At 67.3% G+C, this 16,236-nt stretch carries 14 protein-coding genes and 1 tRNA gene; 6 read left to right on the forward strand and 9 right to left on the reverse strand.

The window, feature by feature from the left end:
- Positions 1–16: 16 nt before the first annotated feature.
- Positions 17–520 (reverse strand): DUF3830 family protein, encoded by a 504-nt coding sequence (locus BCL67_RS12095; RefSeq protein WP_106123684.1) that lies wholly within the window; start codon positions 518–520, stop codon positions 17–19.
- A gap of 118 nt (positions 521–638) precedes the next feature.
- Here BCL67_RS12095 and BCL67_RS12100 point away from each other — a divergent pair, with 118 nt between their 5' ends.
- On the forward strand, positions 639–1,349 hold the full coding sequence (locus BCL67_RS12100; protein ID WP_106123685.1) for a maleate cis-trans isomerase family protein: 711 nt from the start codon (positions 639–641) through the stop codon (positions 1,347–1,349).
- A gap of 54 nt (positions 1,350–1,403) precedes the next feature.
- Here the strand turns inward: BCL67_RS12100 and BCL67_RS12105 are convergent, their stop codons facing one another.
- Together BCL67_RS12105 and polA are read right to left on the reverse strand one after the other, a co-directional pair.
- Positions 1,404–1,826 carry a GNAT family N-acetyltransferase gene (locus tag BCL67_RS12105; protein ID WP_106123686.1) on the reverse strand — a complete coding sequence of 141 codons (423 nt, stop codon included), beginning with the start codon at positions 1,824–1,826 and terminating at the stop codon, positions 1,404–1,406.
- Positions 1,827–1,941: 115 nt separating this feature from the next.
- Positions 1,942–4,761, reverse strand: coding sequence for a DNA polymerase I (polA, locus tag BCL67_RS12110; protein WP_106123687.1), 2,820 nt, complete (start codon positions 4,759–4,761; stop codon positions 1,942–1,944).
- 150 nt (positions 4,762–4,911) lie between these two features.
- Between polA and BCL67_RS12115 the strand changes: the two genes are divergently transcribed.
- Complete coding sequence (locus BCL67_RS12115) at positions 4,912–5,445, forward strand: hotdog fold thioesterase (RefSeq protein WP_106123688.1); 534 nt, start codon at positions 4,912–4,914, stop codon at positions 5,443–5,445.
- Between the two features lie 83 nt (positions 5,446–5,528).
- Positions 5,529–6,167: a flavin reductase family protein gene (locus tag BCL67_RS12120; protein WP_106123689.1), complete on the forward strand. Its 639-nt coding sequence runs from the start codon at positions 5,529–5,531 to the stop codon at positions 6,165–6,167.
- Between the two features lie 3 nt (positions 6,168–6,170).
- Here the strand turns inward: BCL67_RS12120 and BCL67_RS12125 are convergent, their stop codons facing one another.
- Entirely contained in the window at positions 6,171–7,430 is a 1,260-nt protein-coding gene (locus BCL67_RS12125) for a glycoside hydrolase family 26 protein (RefSeq protein WP_106123690.1), read from the reverse strand.
- A 332-nt stretch (positions 7,431–7,762) separates the two neighbouring features.
- Between BCL67_RS12125 and BCL67_RS12130 the strand changes: the two genes are divergently transcribed.
- The gene (locus BCL67_RS12130; protein ID WP_106123691.1) at positions 7,763–8,584 is read left to right on the forward strand and encodes a hypothetical protein; all 822 of its coding nucleotides are present in this window, start codon (positions 7,763–7,765) and stop codon (positions 8,582–8,584) included.
- 171 nt (positions 8,585–8,755) lie between these two features.
- On the forward strand, positions 8,756–9,529 hold the full coding sequence (locus BCL67_RS12135; RefSeq protein ID WP_258175029.1) for a class F sortase: 774 nt from the start codon (positions 8,756–8,758) through the stop codon (positions 9,527–9,529).
- 61 nt (positions 9,530–9,590) lie between these two features.
- Here the strand turns inward: BCL67_RS12135 and BCL67_RS12140 are convergent, their stop codons facing one another.
- From BCL67_RS12140 to BCL67_RS12150, 3 genes are all read right to left on the reverse strand, one after another.
- Entirely contained in the window at positions 9,591–9,986 is a 396-nt protein-coding gene (locus BCL67_RS12140; RefSeq protein WP_106123692.1) for a hypothetical protein, read from the reverse strand.
- 152 nt (positions 9,987–10,138) lie between these two features.
- Entirely contained in the window at positions 10,139–11,296 is a 1,158-nt protein-coding gene (locus tag BCL67_RS12145; RefSeq protein ID WP_106123693.1) for a glycosyltransferase family 4 protein, read from the reverse strand.
- Positions 11,297–11,397: 101 nt separating this feature from the next.
- Positions 11,398–11,471 (reverse strand) — tRNA-Gly (locus BCL67_RS12150).
- Between the two features lie 115 nt (positions 11,472–11,586).
- Between BCL67_RS12150 and BCL67_RS12155 the strand changes: the two genes are divergently transcribed.
- On the forward strand, positions 11,587–14,793 hold the full coding sequence (locus BCL67_RS12155) for a glycosyltransferase (protein WP_106123694.1): 3,207 nt from the start codon (positions 11,587–11,589) through the stop codon (positions 14,791–14,793).
- Positions 14,794–14,827: 34 nt separating this feature from the next.
- Here BCL67_RS12155 and BCL67_RS12160 read toward each other — a convergent pair whose 3' ends face one another.
- Together BCL67_RS12160 and BCL67_RS12165 are read right to left on the reverse strand one after the other, a co-directional pair.
- Positions 14,828–15,457: a uridine kinase gene (locus BCL67_RS12160; protein WP_106123695.1), complete on the reverse strand. Its 630-nt coding sequence runs from the start codon at positions 15,455–15,457 to the stop codon at positions 14,828–14,830.
- 24 nt (positions 15,458–15,481) lie between these two features.
- A complete protein-coding gene (locus BCL67_RS12165) occupies positions 15,482–16,195 on the reverse strand; it encodes an HAD family hydrolase (RefSeq protein WP_181255995.1) in 714 nt (237 codons plus the stop codon).
- Positions 16,196–16,236 lie beyond the last annotated feature (41 nt).

Here is a 16,236-nt window from a genome sequence, read left to right on the forward strand (position 1 = left end):
TGGTCAGAGTGTCTGGTCATGGCGTCTCGAAGCGGGCGAAGCTCAGGGTCTCTCCGCGAGCGCCACCCATCCAGATGTCCTGGCACGCGGCGGCGAGCTCCTCGAGCCCTTCCTCGATCGCGCCGAACACGTTCCCGGGCACCCACCCGACGTCACCGTTGATCAGCAGGTTGTTGCGGCCGTAGAAGACCGCCAGGTCGATCAGCAACCGGTTCTCCGCGGTCCCGGCGGTGGCCTCGTACCCGTAGGCGGGGTTCTCCAGCACGCCGTCAAAGCTGAAATAGCACAGGTCCCCTGGGATGGGTGTGACCGTCTGGTTCTCGGGGCCCGGCTCCTCGGGGGCGAAGGCCGGGACCAGGGCGTAGATCTCATTGCGGGCGTACTTGCCGTGGTAGACCTGCCCGAACTGGGGCAGGGCCCGCCAGACGGCCTCTGCGGTGCGCGGCGCCTCGGCGTCGAGCAGCCGGGCCCTCGCGGTGACGCCGCGCTTCTCCAGCGTGATGGTGAGGTAGCGGGTCATCAGCAGGCTCCGTTCGACGGCCTCCAGGCACCGCAGGACGGCACCCTATGTTTGTCTACAAGCTACCTGTAGATTTCTTCGGAGAGACTCGCCACGCACCACGAGAGGGCACATCATCATGTACACCCTCGCCATCCTCTATCCCGGATACAGCGCGGAGGACGAGTTCCCCGCCCTGGAGCAGCTGATTCCAGACACCACCTTCCGGGTGATCCACACCTGGGAGGGCCGCACCGCCCACGACGTCGAGGCCCTGCTGGACCTCGGATCTCGGGACAACCTGGTGCCGGCAGCGGAGCAGGCCCGTGAGCTCTCCCCCGACGCGGCGATGTGGGCGTGCACCTCGGGAAGCTTCGTCTACGGCCGGGATGGCTGCCGGGAGCAGGCGGGCTGGATCGAGCAGGCCGCCGGCGTCCCGTCCTCCTCCACCTCTCTGGCCTTCGCCGAGGCCGTGCACCACCTCGGCCTCAGCCGGGTCGCGGTGGCAGCGACCTACCCGGAAGAGGTCGCCACGCATTTCGTGCGGTTCCTGGAGCAGGACGGGATCGCGGTGACCGCGCTGTCCACCTATGGCGTTCCCAGCGGCGAGGACGCGGGCCGGTTGGACGCCGAGTGGGTGCTCGAGACCGCCCGCGCCGCAGACCTCACCGACGCGCAGTGCCTGCTGATCCAGGACACCGCGCTGCACACGATCGCCGTACTGCCCCGTCTCGAGAAGGCTCTGGGCCTACCGGTGCTCACCGCCAACCAGGTCACCGCCTGGCAGGGGCTGCGCCTGGCCGGCCACTCGGGCCGGGCCGAGGGGCTCGGGGCGCTGTTCCGCGGCTGAGCCGGACGTCCGGGTTCCCGTAGGTCTCGGGGTCTTCAGAGACTTGAGCAAGCTTCAGTCGAAGCGCACGAATGCCCGGATCGGTCCGCCCGGGAACTCATCGGATCGGGTGTAGCCCAGCGCCTCGTAGAAGGCCCGCTGCTGCGGCCCGTCGTCGGTGATCAGGACCTTCTGACGAACATGCGGGTATTCGGCGAGCGCCCGCTCCGCCAGCGCCCGACCCACTCCAGCTCTGCGGTGTGAGGGCAGCACCAGGATGTCTTGGAGATAGCAGATCGTGCTTCCGTCGGAGATGACTCGGGCGAGTCCGACCAGCCGCTGGTCATCGTGGGCGGCCACCAGAGTCGATGACCCCTCCAGGGCCTTCCGCAGACTCGCGGGATCATCCGTGTAGGCAGTCCACTGCACTGCGCCGTAGAGAGCCAGCACCTCGTCGAAGACCAGATCCTTCGCGGAGACAACGTGGGTGGTGATCATGGACTCATCGAATCACACGGAGCGGAGAAACTGGCAGAGGCCGACTCGGCCAGCGGACGTGAGCTGCGGCGGGGTGCGCCCGGAACCACTCCGGCCCCCGCCTAACCGATCTACCTCAGTGCGCGGCCTCGTGCCAGGATGAGCCGACGCCCACGTGGACGTCCAGCGGGACGTCGAGCTCGGCGGCGGCGCCCATGTGGATGGTCACCAGCTTCTCCAGGGCCTCGCGCTCGCCGGCGGCCACCTCGAAGATGAGCTCATCGTGGACCTGCAGCAGCAGCCGGGACTCGAGGCCCTCGGCGCGCAGTGCGGAGTCCACGCCGATCATCGCCTGCTTGATGATGTCCGCCGCGGAGCCCTGGATCGGGGCGTTGAGCGCGGCGCGCTCCGCCATCTGGCGCAGCTGCCGGTTCTCGCTGGAGAGGTCCGGCAGGTAGCGGCGCCGGCCGAACAGGGTAGAGGTGAACCCGTCCTGCTTGGCCTGGGTGACGACCTCGCGCAGGTAGTCGCGCACCCCGCCGAAGCGTTCGAAGTATTCGTTCATCAGGTTCCGGGCCTCATCGACCCCGATGCCCAGCTGCTTGGAGAGCCCGAAGCTGGAGAGCCCGTAGGCAAGCCCGTAGCTCATCGCCTTGACCTTGGAGCGCTGCTCGGACGTGATCTCCGACGCCTCGACCCCGAACACCCGGGAGCCGACGAAGTTGTGCAGGTCCTCCCCCGCCCGGAAGGCCTCGATCAGCGCCTGGTCCCCGGAGAGGTGCGCCATGATGCGCATCTCGATCTGCGAGTAGTCCGCGGTCAGCAGCGACTCGTAGCCGGGACCGACCACGAACGCGTCGCGGATCTTCCGCCCCGCCGCGGTGCGCACCGGGATGTTCTGCAGGTTCGGGTTCAGCGAGGAGAGCCGCCCGGTGGCTGCCACGGTCTGCGCATAGGTGGTGTGGATCCGCCCGTCCCCGTTCACGGCCTCCATGAGTCCGGTGACGGTCTGGCGCAGCTTGGTCGAGTCGCGGTGGTTCATCAGGTGCACCAGGAACTCGTTCTGGGTCTTGATCAGCAGCGCCTGGAGGGTCTCCACATCGGTGGAGTAGCCGGTCTTGTTCTTCTTCACCCCGGCGGTGGGCAGCTCGAGCTCCTCGAAGAGCACGGTCTGCAGCTGCTTGGGCGAGCCGAGCTTCACCTCATGCCCGACCACCGCGTAGGCCTCCTGTGCGGAGGCCTCGATGGCCTCGGCGAACTCGGCGTCGAGCGAGTCCAGCTTCTCCGGGCTCACAGCGATGCCGGTGAGCTCCATCTGCAGCAGGATCTCGGCCAGCGGGATCTCCATCTCGCGCAGCAGCTTCTCGCCGTTGCGCTCGACCAGCTGCTCCCCCAGCGCCTGGGAGAGCTGGTGCAGCAGCATCCCGTGCAGCGCGGCGGCGTCCAGGTCCTCCGCGGTGACGCCGGGCAGCAGGTCTTGGGAGGAGAACAGGTCCGGTCCCTGGGAGCCGGAGGCCTCGGCGTCGTCCTCGCTGTGCCCGCCGAGGTAGGAGGCCGGGTCGGTGGAGGCGCCCAGGTACTGGGTGACCAGCTCGGTGAACGCGAAGTTCCGCCGGTCCGGCTGGATCAGGTATCCACTGATCAGCGTGTCCTCTACCGCGCCGCGCAGGTGCAGCCCGCGCCAGGCCAGCCGCTTGCCGGCGTCCTTGATGTCATGGACCAGCTTCGGCGCCTCGGGGTCCTGCAGCCATTCGGCCAGCACCGCGTCGGCGGCGGCGTCGAGGGAGGTCAGCGAGAGCGCCATCGCGGGGATGCCGGTGGGCTCGGGAGCAGACTCCGCGTCGTCGTCGTTCTGCGCGGTTTCAGCAGCGGCAGCCGCGTCTCCTGAGGCCGAGGGCACCAGCACGACGGCGAGCGCTTCGGCGATCCGGGCGGCCTCGTCACGCTTGGGCTTGGTGGTCAGCGATTCCCCGGACCGGTCCAGGCAGACCGCGATCGCCATCGGCGCTCCGGCGTGGGCCTTGAGGAACGTGGAGAGCTCCTCGGCCTGCTCGGTCACGGTGACCGCGGGCAGCGCGTCGGTCGGGGTGGGCGCGACCACGGTCTCCGGGAACCGGGCGGCGAAGGTCTCGAAGAGCCGTTCGCGGATCTGGTTGAACTGCAGCGCGTCGAAGAGCGGGTCCAGGACCTCACGGTCGGGGACCTGCAGCTCCGAGTCCTCCAGGGCCACCGGGAGGTCGAGGTCGCGCAGCAGCAGGTTCAGCTCCAGGTTGCGCTCCACATCGGCGAGCGCCTCGCGCAGGTTCTCCCCCGCCTTGCCGCCGATCAGGTGGGCGTTCTCGATGATCCCGCGGGTGGAGCCGTATTCGGCGATCCACTTCGCGGCGGTCTTGGGCCCGACCTTCGACACGCCGGGCAGATTGTCCGCGGACTCTCCCACCAGGGCGGCGAGGTCCGGGTACTTCAGCGGCGGGACCAGGTACTTCTCCTCCACCGCGGCCGGATCCAGCATCGCAACCTTGGAGAGGCCGGAGGTGGGATACATCAGGGTGGTCCGCTCGGTGACCAGCTGCAGGGTGTCGCGGTCACCGGAGACGATCAGGGTCTCCCAGCCGGCGGTGTCGGCGCGGGTGGCGTAGGTCGCGACGATGTCATCGGCCTCGTAGCCCTCCGAGGTCACCACGGCGATGTTCATCCCCTCGGCGACCTGCTGGATCAGGTCGATCTGGCCGCGGAACTCCTCGGGAGTCTTCGCGCGGCCGCCCTTGTACTCGGCATAGGAGGTGTGCCGGAAGGTCGGGGTGTCCAGGTCGAAGGCGAGGATCACGTGGGTGGGGAGTTCCTCACGGATCAGCTTGAGCAGCATGTTCGTGAAGCCATGCACCGCATTGGTGTATTGGCCGGAATCCGTCAGGAAGCTCTCGGTGGGCAGGGCGTAGAAGGCCCTGAACGCCATGGAGTGACCGTCGATGACCAGGAGTTTATTGGGACTAGTTGACACGAGCACCAGCCTATCGCGAGCCGGTGCGCTGACCCCAGACCTGCTTCGGACTTGCCCCGGACCAGATCCCGGCCGCTGCACCCACCTGCATCTAAGCTGATCCCCATGACTTCTGCGAATGACGACTCGAACCCGCTCTCGAACTACCCGGCGCCCGGCGTACCCACTCCCCTCCCCGATGAGGAGGAACGGACCGCCCGGATGATTGCCGCCGGCATTCCGGAGGAGTACCACCACCTCACCGGCCCGCACGGGACCACCCCGCTGGGCGCGAAGATGGGGCTGCGGTATCTCGAGATGAGCCCGGAGAAGATGGTCGCCACCATGCCGGTGGGCGGCAACGAGCAGAACGTGGGCCTCTTCCACGGCGGCGCGCACATGGTGCTGGCCGAGACGCTGGGCTCGATCGCCGCGATCCTGCACGCCCGGGTCAACCTGGGCATCGACAACGCCGTGGTGGGCACCGAGCTCGGCGCCACCCACCACCGCTCAGTGACCGAGGGCCTGGTCACGGCCACCTGCACCCCGATCAACCTGGGCCGGCAGCTGACCAGCCACGAGATCGTGATGACCGACGACGCCGGCCGCCGCCTCTCGACCGCCCGGATGACGAACATGATCCTGCCGAAGAGGGACTGAGCGCCTGATCTCGGAGACCGCATCAGCTACGGTTCAGGAGACATTCCCGTCGTCTTCCGCACTCGTCTGCGAAGGAACACAGCATGCCTTCTGCGCACACCCACTTCTACGAGCCAGCGGACGGACACGGCCTGGCCCATTCACCTTTCAACTCGATCATTGCGCCACGGCCCATCGGGTGGATCTCGACGCAGAATCACGCCGGGCAGCTCAACCTCGCGCCGTTCAGCTTCTTCAACGCGTTCAACTACACCCCGCCGATCATCGGGTTCGCGAGCAACGGTCCCAAAGATTCGCTGCTCAACGCCGAGTCCACCGGAGAGTTCTGCTGGAACCTTGCCGATGAATCCCTCGCCGAGGCGATGAACGCCACGTCGGCAGCGGTCCCGTCCGAGGTGGACGAGTTCGCTCTTGCTGGGCTCACCCCGGCCAGTTCGAGAATCGTCAGCGTGCCTCACGTGGCTGAAGCGAAGGCGGTCTTTGAATGCAGGACCTCTCAGGTCGTGCCGCTCGTCGCCGCGGATGGAAGCTCGACAGTGACCACGGTCGTCTTCGGTGAAGTCGTCGGTGTCCACATCGACTCGTCACTGCTGGAGGCTGGTGTCTATCAGACGGTGAGATCCAGACCGCTCCTGCGCGGCGGCGGCCCCTCCACCTACTTCACCATCCGAGAGGAAAACATCAGGGACCTGCGTCGACCGGGAACGCCTGGCGGAGGATGAGCGCTACTCCGGAGCCTCCGGGCAGCTGACCACATCGGCCGCGGTCGCCACCGAATCGACGAGGTCATTGCCGAAGGCATCGCCGATCCGCGCGTCGGTCGTGACCGACCAGCGCACGAGATCGACGGATTCGAGCTCCGGCTTGTCGAAGTTGAACCAGTTCACCAGGCGCAGCTGCGGGAACTGGGTTCGCAGGTCCTGCGAGTAGACCTGGCGCCACCATCCCTGCTTGACCTCCAGAGCCAGATCCGGGTCCGCCGCAGCGGTGACGAAGGCCGCGGTCTCAGGGATCGCCATCGGCTTGTCCCGGTCTTCGGCGTAGCGCGCGTAGAAGTCCGGAACGCCGCTCTCATCCCCGCCGAGGCCGTCATAGGCGCCGCGCAGCTGCGCGGCGAACTTGTCGGGCTCGGGAACGTTGTTGCCGTCCCACTGGGACGCGCCACCGTAGTGGTAGATCGTGAGTCCGACCCAATCGACGACGTCGTCGCCGGGGTAGTACGGCTCATAGGGGTCATCGGCCTCGGTCAGGGCCCCGTCGGAGTTGGTATCGGCCCACTCGAAGTCAGGGCTTCCAGACGCGGGCGCCGTCTGGTCACCTGCGGCCGCAAACTCGCCGCCGGTGAAGGGATACCCGCCGCCGTAGTTCGGGGCCCACAGCATCTCGGTGGCCGAGGTGCCCTCGGCCACCGCATGGGCAACCTTGCGGAAGGCCTGCACATAGGACTGCGGCTGCTGCCCCCAGGGGTACCAGGAGCCATTCATCTCGTGAGCAAAGCGCAGCAGCACCGGGACCGAGGAGTCGTTGAGCGTCGCGAGGAGCTCTACCAGTTCTTGCACCGAGGCGTCGTCGACGGCGTCCAGCCCCTGGTGGGGTTCCAGCGTCAGCATCAACACCCCGCCGATGCCGGCGACCTCCTCGGCGGCACTCTGGATGCGCCTCCGATCGTCGGCCGTGAGCGGCATCTGCACGAAGGACCCAGCGACGCCGGGAGCTACGCCCGTGGTGGCCGCGAACTGATCGAGCGTCTCAGCGTCCCAGTCCGGGTTCACCCCCAGGGTCAGCCGGTCAGCGGGAAGCGCCAGCCCCGGGGGCAGCGCCTGGGTGAGCGCCTGGTCCGGGGGTTCCGACTGACAAAACTCCATCACTGCTCGTGCCGCCTCGTTCTCCTGCGCTGATGAGGTTGATGAGCAGCCCCCGACCAGGGTGCCCGCCGTGGCGATGGTCAGCGCCACGGAGATGAAACGGAAGTCACGACGACGCACGAGCCTCCTTCGACGAATGATGGCCGGGGCCCGGACGATCGAGATCGCTCCCGGTCAAGGCTGGTCGGGCCAATGTATCAAGGCGCTGGAACAGCCGGGCTGCAGCGACTCTGCCGGGGTCTCCTCGTTCTTTCGGCATCGGAGAATTTCCCGTTCCTCGCTGCCTAACGTGGCTGCCAAAACCTTCGATTCCCCAGCGGATCAGTGAGTGGAAAAACTTTTTGTGATCTACACCATCCAATTCCGATCCCGCTCCGAACACTGCGTACATGCCTCGATCGGATCCACGATCACGGCGTGCGACCACGTCACCTCGATGAGGAGTTCTTCTTATGCGTAAATCAACATTCTTCGCCGTCCCCACCCTCGCGCTCGGCGCACTGCTCGTGAGCGCGGGCCCAGCGATGGCCCACTCAAGCCACGGCGGACCCGAGACCGATGGCGCCACCACCCACGACTCGAGCCATTCCTGGTCCTTCCAGGCTGACCTGGACCCGCTGAACAACTCCGGCACCGTCGGTGACGTGCTGATCGAGGGCCAGGGCAATCAGGCCACCGTCTACATGACCGTTGAGGGCGCCGCAGAGACCTTCATGGACGCACCCTTCCCCCACGCCCAGCACATCCACTTCGGCGCCCAGGGCCTCTGCCCCGCTCCCGATGCTGATCAGAACGGTGACGGCGCCGTCAACGTCGAAGAAGGCGCACCCTTCTACGGCGGCATCGGCACCTCACTGACCATCGAAGGCGACACCTCAGCCGATTCAGGTCTGGCTGTGGAACGCTTCCCCGGTGGCAGCAGCTACACCTACGAGCGCAGCCTGGAGATCCCCGATGACGTGCTGGAGTCCATCGTCAACGGCACCGGCGTCGTCGTGGTCCACGGCGTCGACCCCACGGTCCTGACCGAGGAAGCAGCGAACGCACAGTCCGAGCTGGATGAGTCGCTGCCCCTGGCCGCGACCCTTCCCGCCGCCTGTGGCACGCTGACCGCTTCGCAGATGGACGCAATGCCTGAAGGCGGCGCCGACACCGGCGTGGCCGCAGGATCTGAGGGTGCAGGCATGGCCATGGCCGCCGGTGGTGGCGTCCTCGCCCTCGGCGCCATCGGTGCCGGTGCCTACATCATGCGTAAGCGCCCCGTCGAGTCCTGATCCGCAGCCCCAGCTGGCCCGCGTCGCAGTGACGATGCCATCCTGCTGAGGCAAACACCAGGAATCACACAGACGATGTAGCGGCTCCGCGGAACGTCCTCGTTCCGCGGAGCCACTCTCGGCTCCTGATCGTTGCTGCCACTCAGAAGGTCCACACCGAAAGAGACCCCCATGCTTCCTCCCCGCCGGCCACAGCACGAGGCCATCTCCACGGCACCCGCCAGTCCTCGCCGCGGTGGCGCACTGGCCCTCGGCTGCGCCCTGATGCTGGCACTCTCGGCATGTTCACCCGGCCAGGACGCGGCGCCGGCCGCCGGCGAAGAAGCAGCGCCGGCCGCCGTTGAGTCCGAGGCAGGCAGACCGGAGACTACTGAACCAGCCGAGCCCTCCGAACCGACGGAGACCGACGCAGACCCGGACGGCCAGGACGCTGGCGAAGACGACGCCACCCCCACCCCCACATCGGCCCCCACTGAGACCGAAGCGGCCCCCGAGGCGGCACCGCCGGCGTCCTTCGAGATCCCGGCCATCGGCGCCGGCTCAGACCTGCTGCACCTCGGACTGCGCGAGAACAACACCCTCGAGGTCCCGCCCGGCGACCCGGGCTCACCAGCGAGCTGGTACACCGGCTCCCCTGCCCCGGGAGAGCCGGGTCCGGCGGTGCTGCTGGGCCACGTCGATGACTCCCTCGGCCAGCCCGGGGTCTTCGCTGACCTGCCCGCGCTCGCCGAAGGCGATGAGATCACCGTGGACCAGGAAGACGGCGAGACCGCCACCTTCGTGGTGACCAAGGCCGAGCAGTACGGCAAGAACACCTTCCCCACCCTGGAGGTCTACGGCAACACCGAAGACCCCGAGCTCCGGCTGATCACCTGCGACGGCTACAACGAAGCGACCGGCGAATACGAGGACAACTACGTGGTCTACGCGACCCTCGCGGATTAGAAGGTTGACAGCTGGCCTGACACTGCAGCCCAGCCCTTCCGGCGCCGAGCCTCATCCAGGGCTAACCGATGAGAAGCGCCAGCAGGGAAGCGACGAACCCAAGAACACCTACGCCCACCAGGACGCTCCCCAGCGCAAGACTCACCGTGGCGATGGAACTCCGTGGGTCCCAGTACATGCTCGATGGATCGCGGTCGCTCACGAAGCCAATGCGGTGTTGTTCACCCTCGACCACGGCACGTTCCCGAGGCTGCAGGGGGCGTTCGTAGAAGTCATCCTCCGCGAACCAGCGGACTCGAGCACCGTCTTCGTCGTAGATGATCACGACCTCTACAGGCACCCGGCGTCCGTCGAGGCGGCGTCGTAACCACCCGTAGAGCAACAACGGCGACCCAATCCCGACTCCGACGAAGGTCAGCACCTCACTCACGAGCCCAAGAGCCTCTCCGACGTTCACCGAATCAGACTACGGCTAAGACACGTCACGACGGCTCTAGGACGCGCCCTGTTGCTCCTGACTACATGGCGAGGCGCAGCTGCATCCCCTCGTCTCAGGGCGATGCGCCATCACACTGGGAACTCCGAGCCCGTGAGGTCACGGGCAGCGTCTCATCGCTTGCCGCGGGCCAGCAGCACGTCCAAGGCGTCTTCGATCGCCTCGGCGTGCTTCTCCGCGGTATAGCGATCGCGCACGACGGCGAGGCTCGCCTCCCCCAGCTGCTGCAACTGATGCGGGGCGGCGAGGAGTTCGGTGAGAACTCTGCGCAGTGAGCCGGCGTCGCCGGTCTGGTAGTACCGTCCGGTGACCTCTTCCACCACAGCCTCGATCTCAGGGCTGGAATCCGGGTTGCCGTCCTCGGCGAGCACCGGCACTCCGAAGCTCATCGCCTGGGTGATGTTCAGCCCGGCCCCGCCCACGGAGACCGCGAGATCGGCCTGGGCGTACAGTTCGCGCAGCTGGTCATAGTCATAGACGGCGCCGAGGAACTCAGCGTCGACCCCGTGCTCGGCGAAGACCTGTTCGAGCCGGGGACGCTCGGCGCCCTCCCCCACGATGAGCAGCTTCGGCCGCGCCTCGGCGGGCATGCCGCCGAGCGCCTCGGCGAGCAGGTCCAGGCGATGCCGGGTCGTGAGCCGGGAGCTGTAGATGATCGTGGGCGAACCGGCGTCGTCGTCGGGGGTCTGGGCCGGGTGAGCAGCGTGAGTTGCACGGGCGGACTCACGGGCGGAACCGGTCAGGGCCTCCGGGTAGATGCTGTTGTAGATGACCTGGATCTTCTCGGCTGGGACGCGATACGAGCTGCCGAGCTCCTTGGCGCGGTCGCCGTAGACGAGCAGTCCATCGGTCAGCCGGTAGAACGCCAGCCGGACCTGACGCTTGAGTCCATCCTCGGGGCGCTTCCAGCCGTGGCCCCACATGATCAGGGTGCGTCCGCGCAGCGCGGCGACGGCAGAGGCGGCCCAGGCGGAGACGGTGGGGATCCGGCCGGCGATCACGTAGGCGTCGTGGTGGCCCGCCCAGATCTCACCGACCTGGCCGTGTTCCCACCAGAACTTCCCCACGGCCGAGAACCTCAGCGGGCGAACCTTCGCGAGGACCTCGTCGGCGGCGGAGTGGATCGTGTCCGCGGCGGTGGCTTCGGAGTTCTTGAACCGGCCGACCAGATCGAAGTCGTAGCGCGTGGACTCCAGCAGTCGGCGCACCAGCGGCTCCCGGTAGTGCGCGACGGTGGGCTGAACCACGAAATACACCCGGGGACGCGCCATGGGTTCCTCTCACTTCTGAGCTCGTACGGTCAGCCGATACAGAAAAAGCCTCTCCTGCTGTGATCGACGGGCTCGATCACCGGGAGAGGCTTGTCCGTGACTGGAGGGGATGACGGGAATCGAACCCGCATCGTTGGTTTGGAAGACCAAAGCTTTACCACTAAGCTACATCCCCGAATACGCCCGTGATCTCCACCTTTCCAGGCCGAACCACCGCCGTAACGAGACTTCACTGTAGCAAGCCGGACTGCCTCCTCCAAACCCAACACGCCTCGGGATAGTGTCGAGGGGTGAATCTCCCCGACGCAGCCTCCGCCCAGCCCGCGAGCACCCCCGCCAGCGCTCCGGAAGCAGGCCCGTCCCGCGCTGACATCACCGCGACGGCGCAGCGCGCCGCCGAAGCTCATGAGCAGGCTGCGCAGGAACTCTCCAGCTCAGCGCATCACGAACAGCTCTGGGGGCCCCTGGCGCGAGCCCACCGCGAGCGCGCCGCGGATCTGCACGGCCGGGCCACGGTCGCAGCGGCGCCGGAGACCGCCGAGAGTCGGACCGCGCCGGATGAACGGCTGACCGCACCCCTGGCAGCGCCCCTGGCGGCCCGGTCCACGCGGGACGCGCTGGCCGCCGCCCGCGCCGCCGCCGCCAAGCTGCCCGCCACCGAGCCGGGCATCTCCCGACCCACCCTGGACCTGCGGATCGGGATCATCAGCGACCGGTTCCTCTTCGACACCTACTCCGGGGCGGCCACGCTGATCCCGATCACCCCGACGAACTGGCGGGACCACCTCGAGGAGGTGGACCTGCTCCTGGTCGCCGCCACCTGGCGGGGACACGACGGGGTCGCGTGGGACAACACCGCCGCGGAGGCTCCGGAGCGGCGTCGTCTGCTGATCAACACCATCATCCCGGCCTACCGCGAGGCCGGCGCCCCGCCGGTCTACTACGGCAAGGAGGACCCGCCGGACTACCGGCAGTTCCTCGACGTCGCCCGCGCCTGCGACCACATCTTCACCACCGCCGCCGAGGTCCTCGAGGACTACCGCCGCGACTGCCGCGACGCGCGCAGCATCGAAGTGCTGCCCTTCGGGGTCAACCCGCTGCTGCACTCACCCCTCGGGTCCCGCAGCGCCCCCGCCGAAGCCCGCGAGCTGATCTTCTTCGCCGGCTCCTGGATGGGACGGAAGTACCCCGAACGGGCTCGCTTCGCCGAATGGATCTTCGACGGGGTGCTCGATGCAGGCCGACCGCTGGCGATCATCGACCGCTGGTGGGCGGAGGTCTCCGCACAGCTGGACTCCGAGCAGCCGATGCTCAGCCCGAACCACCTGATCCCGGTCAAGTACTGGCCCTACCGCACCCCCGCCATGGACCACCACGAGCTGATGGACCTCCAGCGTGTGGTCGACATCGCGGTGAACCTGAACTCGGTGATCGACTCGCAGACCATGTTCGCGAACCGTGCGCTGGAGCTTCAGGCGGCCGGCACCCTGGTGCTCTCCAGCTACAACCAGGGACTGAACTCGTATCACCCGCAGGTGCGCATCGGAAACTCCGCCGCGGACATGGAAGAGAGCCTGCGCGGACTCGACCTCGAGGAGCTGCGCCGGGCCCAGGGCGACGGCGTGCGAGAGGTCTTCCTGCGCCATCACGTCTCAGACCTGCTCGCCCGGGTGGCCCGGACCGCCGGCAGACCGGTGGAGTCACAGCAGGAGCTGGTGGTCGCCGTCGCTGAGACCCTGACCCCGGAGCTCGCCCAGGACATGGCGGCACAGAGCCTCGCCCGCAACGAACATCCACCGGTGGAGCTGCTCACCTGGGAACAGCTCGGCGCCCGCGCCGCAGACCCGCTGGCGCAGCCCATCGACGTGCTGCTGCCGCTGACGGACCAGCGCCGGTACGGACCGCACTACGCGGCCGATCATGTGGCAGCCTTCCGCTACCAGTCGGCGACGATCACCACCAAGCTCGACGGCACTGCTGCTGCGGCCGACGCTGATGCTCATCAGCACCGGCGCGGGTTCGCGGATCTCACCCTGACGGCCTGGTGGCGGCCCGAGGCCGCGGCGCTGGTCACTCCGGCCGTGCTGGCAGCCTCCGGGCAGGACGCCCGGGTCTACGCCGTCGACCACCTGGGACATGCCGGTGCAGCCACCATCGAGGCCTCCGGTGTCACTCCCGCACCGCTCCCCCATCCCGGGGATGACCTCGCCGCGGTGAAGGCAGAGGTCTTTGCGACTGCCCAGGCCGAGCAGCTCGAGCTCTCGGTGATCGTCCCGATCTACAACAACGGCGATCACCTGCGGCACAAGGCGTTCGCCTCACTCCGCCGTTCCCCGCACTTCCCGCGCACCCACGTGCTGCTGGTCGACGACGGCTCGACCGACCCGGTCACCGTGGCCACCGTCGAGGAGCTGGCCCGGACCTACGGAAACGTCACGGCGTTCCGGCACGGCACCGGAGGCTCCGGCTCGGCCTCCCGCCCGCGCAACACCGGCCTGGAGCTGACCGCCACCGAGTTCGTCACCTACCTGGATCCCGACGACGAGGAGCTCGAAGCCGGCTACCACCTGCTGCAGCAGCGCCTCGCAGCGAAGCCCGATGCGGAGTTCGCGCTGGGCACCCAGGTCACCTGGACCAACCGGTACCAGGTCCTGCCGGTCCACGACTGGTACTCGAGCATCGAACGCTACGAAGGTCTCTGCTGGCCGACCCGGAACTCGCTGCGAAACATCAAGTTCCGCCCGGCGTCGATCGAGGGCATCGTGGCGCGCACCGAGTGGCTGCAAGGTCTGGGACTGACCCAGCCGGTGGGCGCCACCGGGCAGGACACCTTCTTCTTCCAGCAGATGATGTTCTACGCCCGCGCGTACGTGCCGGTGGACCGGCCGGTCTACACCTACTACGGCGCTGTGGACACCTCGATCGTGAACGTGGTCAGCCCCGGCTATTTCAGGAAATACCTGATCCTCGAAGCGGCCCGCGCCTCCTGGCTGCGCGAGGTGGGACTCCTGCAGGACTACCTCGATACCCGCTTCGAGCATTTCTTCGTCACCTGGTACCTGTGGAAGTTCTCCCGCGTGCCGGCCGCGGACAAGCCCGAGGCCGCCGAGGTGCTCGCGGAGATCGCCGCGTTCTACGTCGAGGACCCGAAGCATCACACCTGGCAGACCCCGGAGGCGCTGCGCTTCTTCGGCCAGCATCGGCTGCCCTCGCGAAAGAAGCTGCGCCCGCTCGCGGGGCGGGTCAAGCGGCAGGTGCTCAACGCTGCCGGAGAGCGGCTGGGCCAGTTCAAGCGCACCCGCGTGGGACGCAGCGCCGGAGCCGTCTACCGCCGCACGCTCAAACCCAAGTCGAATGACCAGGTGACCGCGCTGCGCGAGGTCTCCGCCGAGATCGACCGCATCCACCGGCGCGCGTCCGGGCACTGGGGCATCACCGCGGCAGAAGCGGCCTACGCGCTGGCCATCCAGGACCGCCGGAAGAACGACGATGGCTGAATCAGCGCACGTCGGCTGATTTCGACTGCGGAGCTCATGTGAAGCGCGGAGACGTGACGTCCGAGTTGTCCACCACAAAGGTCGCTCGTTCCCACGGGCGTGCGGCTTCGAAGTAGAGCCGCTGGCCCTCCACGTAGCGTCTCATCGAAGGGTGCTCCGGGTCGTGGTTGCTGCCATCGCGAACAGACATTCGCGCGGCTGTCTCCGAGAAGGGGACATCCAAGAAGACCGAGGCATCCCAGTAGGGAACCAGCTCATCACGGTGCAGGAACATGCCCTCCACCACGATGACGGCGTCGGAGGGGAGCTGAACCGCCGTCGGCCTCACAGTTGTGTCCGTCGACGCGTCATAGCCACGAGACCTGTACCAATCGTCTCCTGCGCTCAATGGTTCGAGTACATGCTCGCGCAGAGCATCGTAGTTGTAGGTGTCCTCCCAGAAGCCCCTGGGCGAGTGTCGTCCCTGCGCGTGCCTGACCGGTGAGGGATTCAAGAAGTCGTCTGCGTGGATGACGATCACCGGTCGGTCCCGAACCGCATCGGCCAGGTTGGCGGCGAAGCAGGTCTTGCCGCTTCCATCGACACCGTCGATCGCGACGAGTCGACCCCTGGCACCAAGGACGTCAAGAATGTCGCTCGTCAGCGCGCGCACGAAGGTGTCCATGGCGTCATCTTCTCAGAGGAGGGCTCACGTGCCCTGACCACGGAACCCTTCGGAAGCCAGCCTGGAACCGCCGCGGAGGTATGCGTTCACCGCTTCCGCGATGCTGCCCGGAGGATCCGCAGAGCGGTCCACGAGAAGACCAGACATTCCGGTGGCCCGAGCCCCTGCTACGTCGTGAATCGGATGGTCCCCTACGAACAGACACTCCGCAGGATCGAATCGAAGTCCCTGAGCCAACGCGTGAAAGGCACGGGCGTCGGGCTTCTGGGCTCCGATGGCCTCAGAGATGCCGATGAAGTCGAACGCGCGATCCAGCCCGGTGCAGCGAAGCTTGTCGAGCTGTTGCGCCTCTGTGCCGTTGGTCAGGAGTCCAGTGCGGTAGCCGGCTGCTCGCAGAGCAGTCAGAAGTTCGAGACTGTCCGGAAAGGCGCGCCATTCGTCTCGATACGCCTCCACGTACACCTCGAACAGCTCGTCCAGGCGCGTGGCGGTCGTCGGTGGAGTAATGCCCAGGACGGGCAGAACTGCGCGAAGTCGCTCCCGGCGTTGTTCCTGGAAGCTGATCTCTCCCGATCGCCAACGCTCAAACTGCGCCTCCTCAGCCGCGAACCAGATGTCGCGGGCCTGGTAAGACTGATCCAGACCCAACTCCTTGAAGAACCTGTCCACCCCGGATTCAGCGGATCCGCGGTGGTCAAAGAGAGTTCCGTCGAGATCGAATCCCACTGCCTTCACCATGCTCATTCCTCACCCTCTCAACAAGTCTGGAGGACTTCCTC

The organism is Nesterenkonia sandarakina, assembly GCF_003003175.1.
Classification (GTDB): domain Bacteria; phylum Actinomycetota; class Actinomycetes; order Actinomycetales; family Micrococcaceae; genus Nesterenkonia; species Nesterenkonia sandarakina_A.

Excerpts from the sequence above, each read along its gene's own strand:
- BCL67_RS12130 (WP_106123691.1), top strand. The coding sequence starts at position 7,763 with ATGCGTAAATCAACATTCTTCGCCGTCCCCACCCTCGCGCTCGGCGCA.
- BCL67_RS12165 (WP_181255995.1), bottom strand. The coding sequence starts at position 16,195 with ATGGTGAAGGCAGTGGGATTCGATCTCGACGGAACTCTCTTTGACCAC.
- BCL67_RS12100 (WP_106123685.1), top strand. The coding sequence starts at position 639 with ATGTACACCCTCGCCATCCTCTATCCCGGATACAGCGCGGAGGACGAG.
- polA (WP_106123687.1), bottom strand. The coding sequence starts at position 4,761 with ATGGCGTTCAGGGCCTTCTACGCCCTGCCCACCGAGAGCTTCCTGACG.
- BCL67_RS12145 (WP_106123693.1), bottom strand. The coding sequence starts at position 11,296 with ATGGCGCGTCCCCGGGTGTATTTCGTGGTTCAGCCCACCGTCGCGCAC.
- BCL67_RS12105 (WP_106123686.1), bottom strand. The coding sequence starts at position 1,826 with ATGATCACCACCCACGTTGTCTCCGCGAAGGATCTGGTCTTCGACGAG.
- BCL67_RS12160 (WP_106123695.1), bottom strand. The coding sequence starts at position 15,457 with ATGGACACCTTCGTGCGCGCGCTGACGAGCGACATTCTTGACGTCCTT.
- BCL67_RS12135 (WP_258175029.1), top strand. The coding sequence starts at position 8,756 with ATGCTTCCTCCCCGCCGGCCACAGCACGAGGCCATCTCCACGGCACCC.
- BCL67_RS12115 (WP_106123688.1), top strand. The coding sequence starts at position 4,912 with ATGACTTCTGCGAATGACGACTCGAACCCGCTCTCGAACTACCCGGCG.
- BCL67_RS12120 (WP_106123689.1), top strand. The coding sequence starts at position 5,529 with ATGCCTTCTGCGCACACCCACTTCTACGAGCCAGCGGACGGACACGGC.
- BCL67_RS12095 (WP_106123684.1), bottom strand. The coding sequence starts at position 520 with ATGACCCGCTACCTCACCATCACGCTGGAGAAGCGCGGCGTCACCGCG.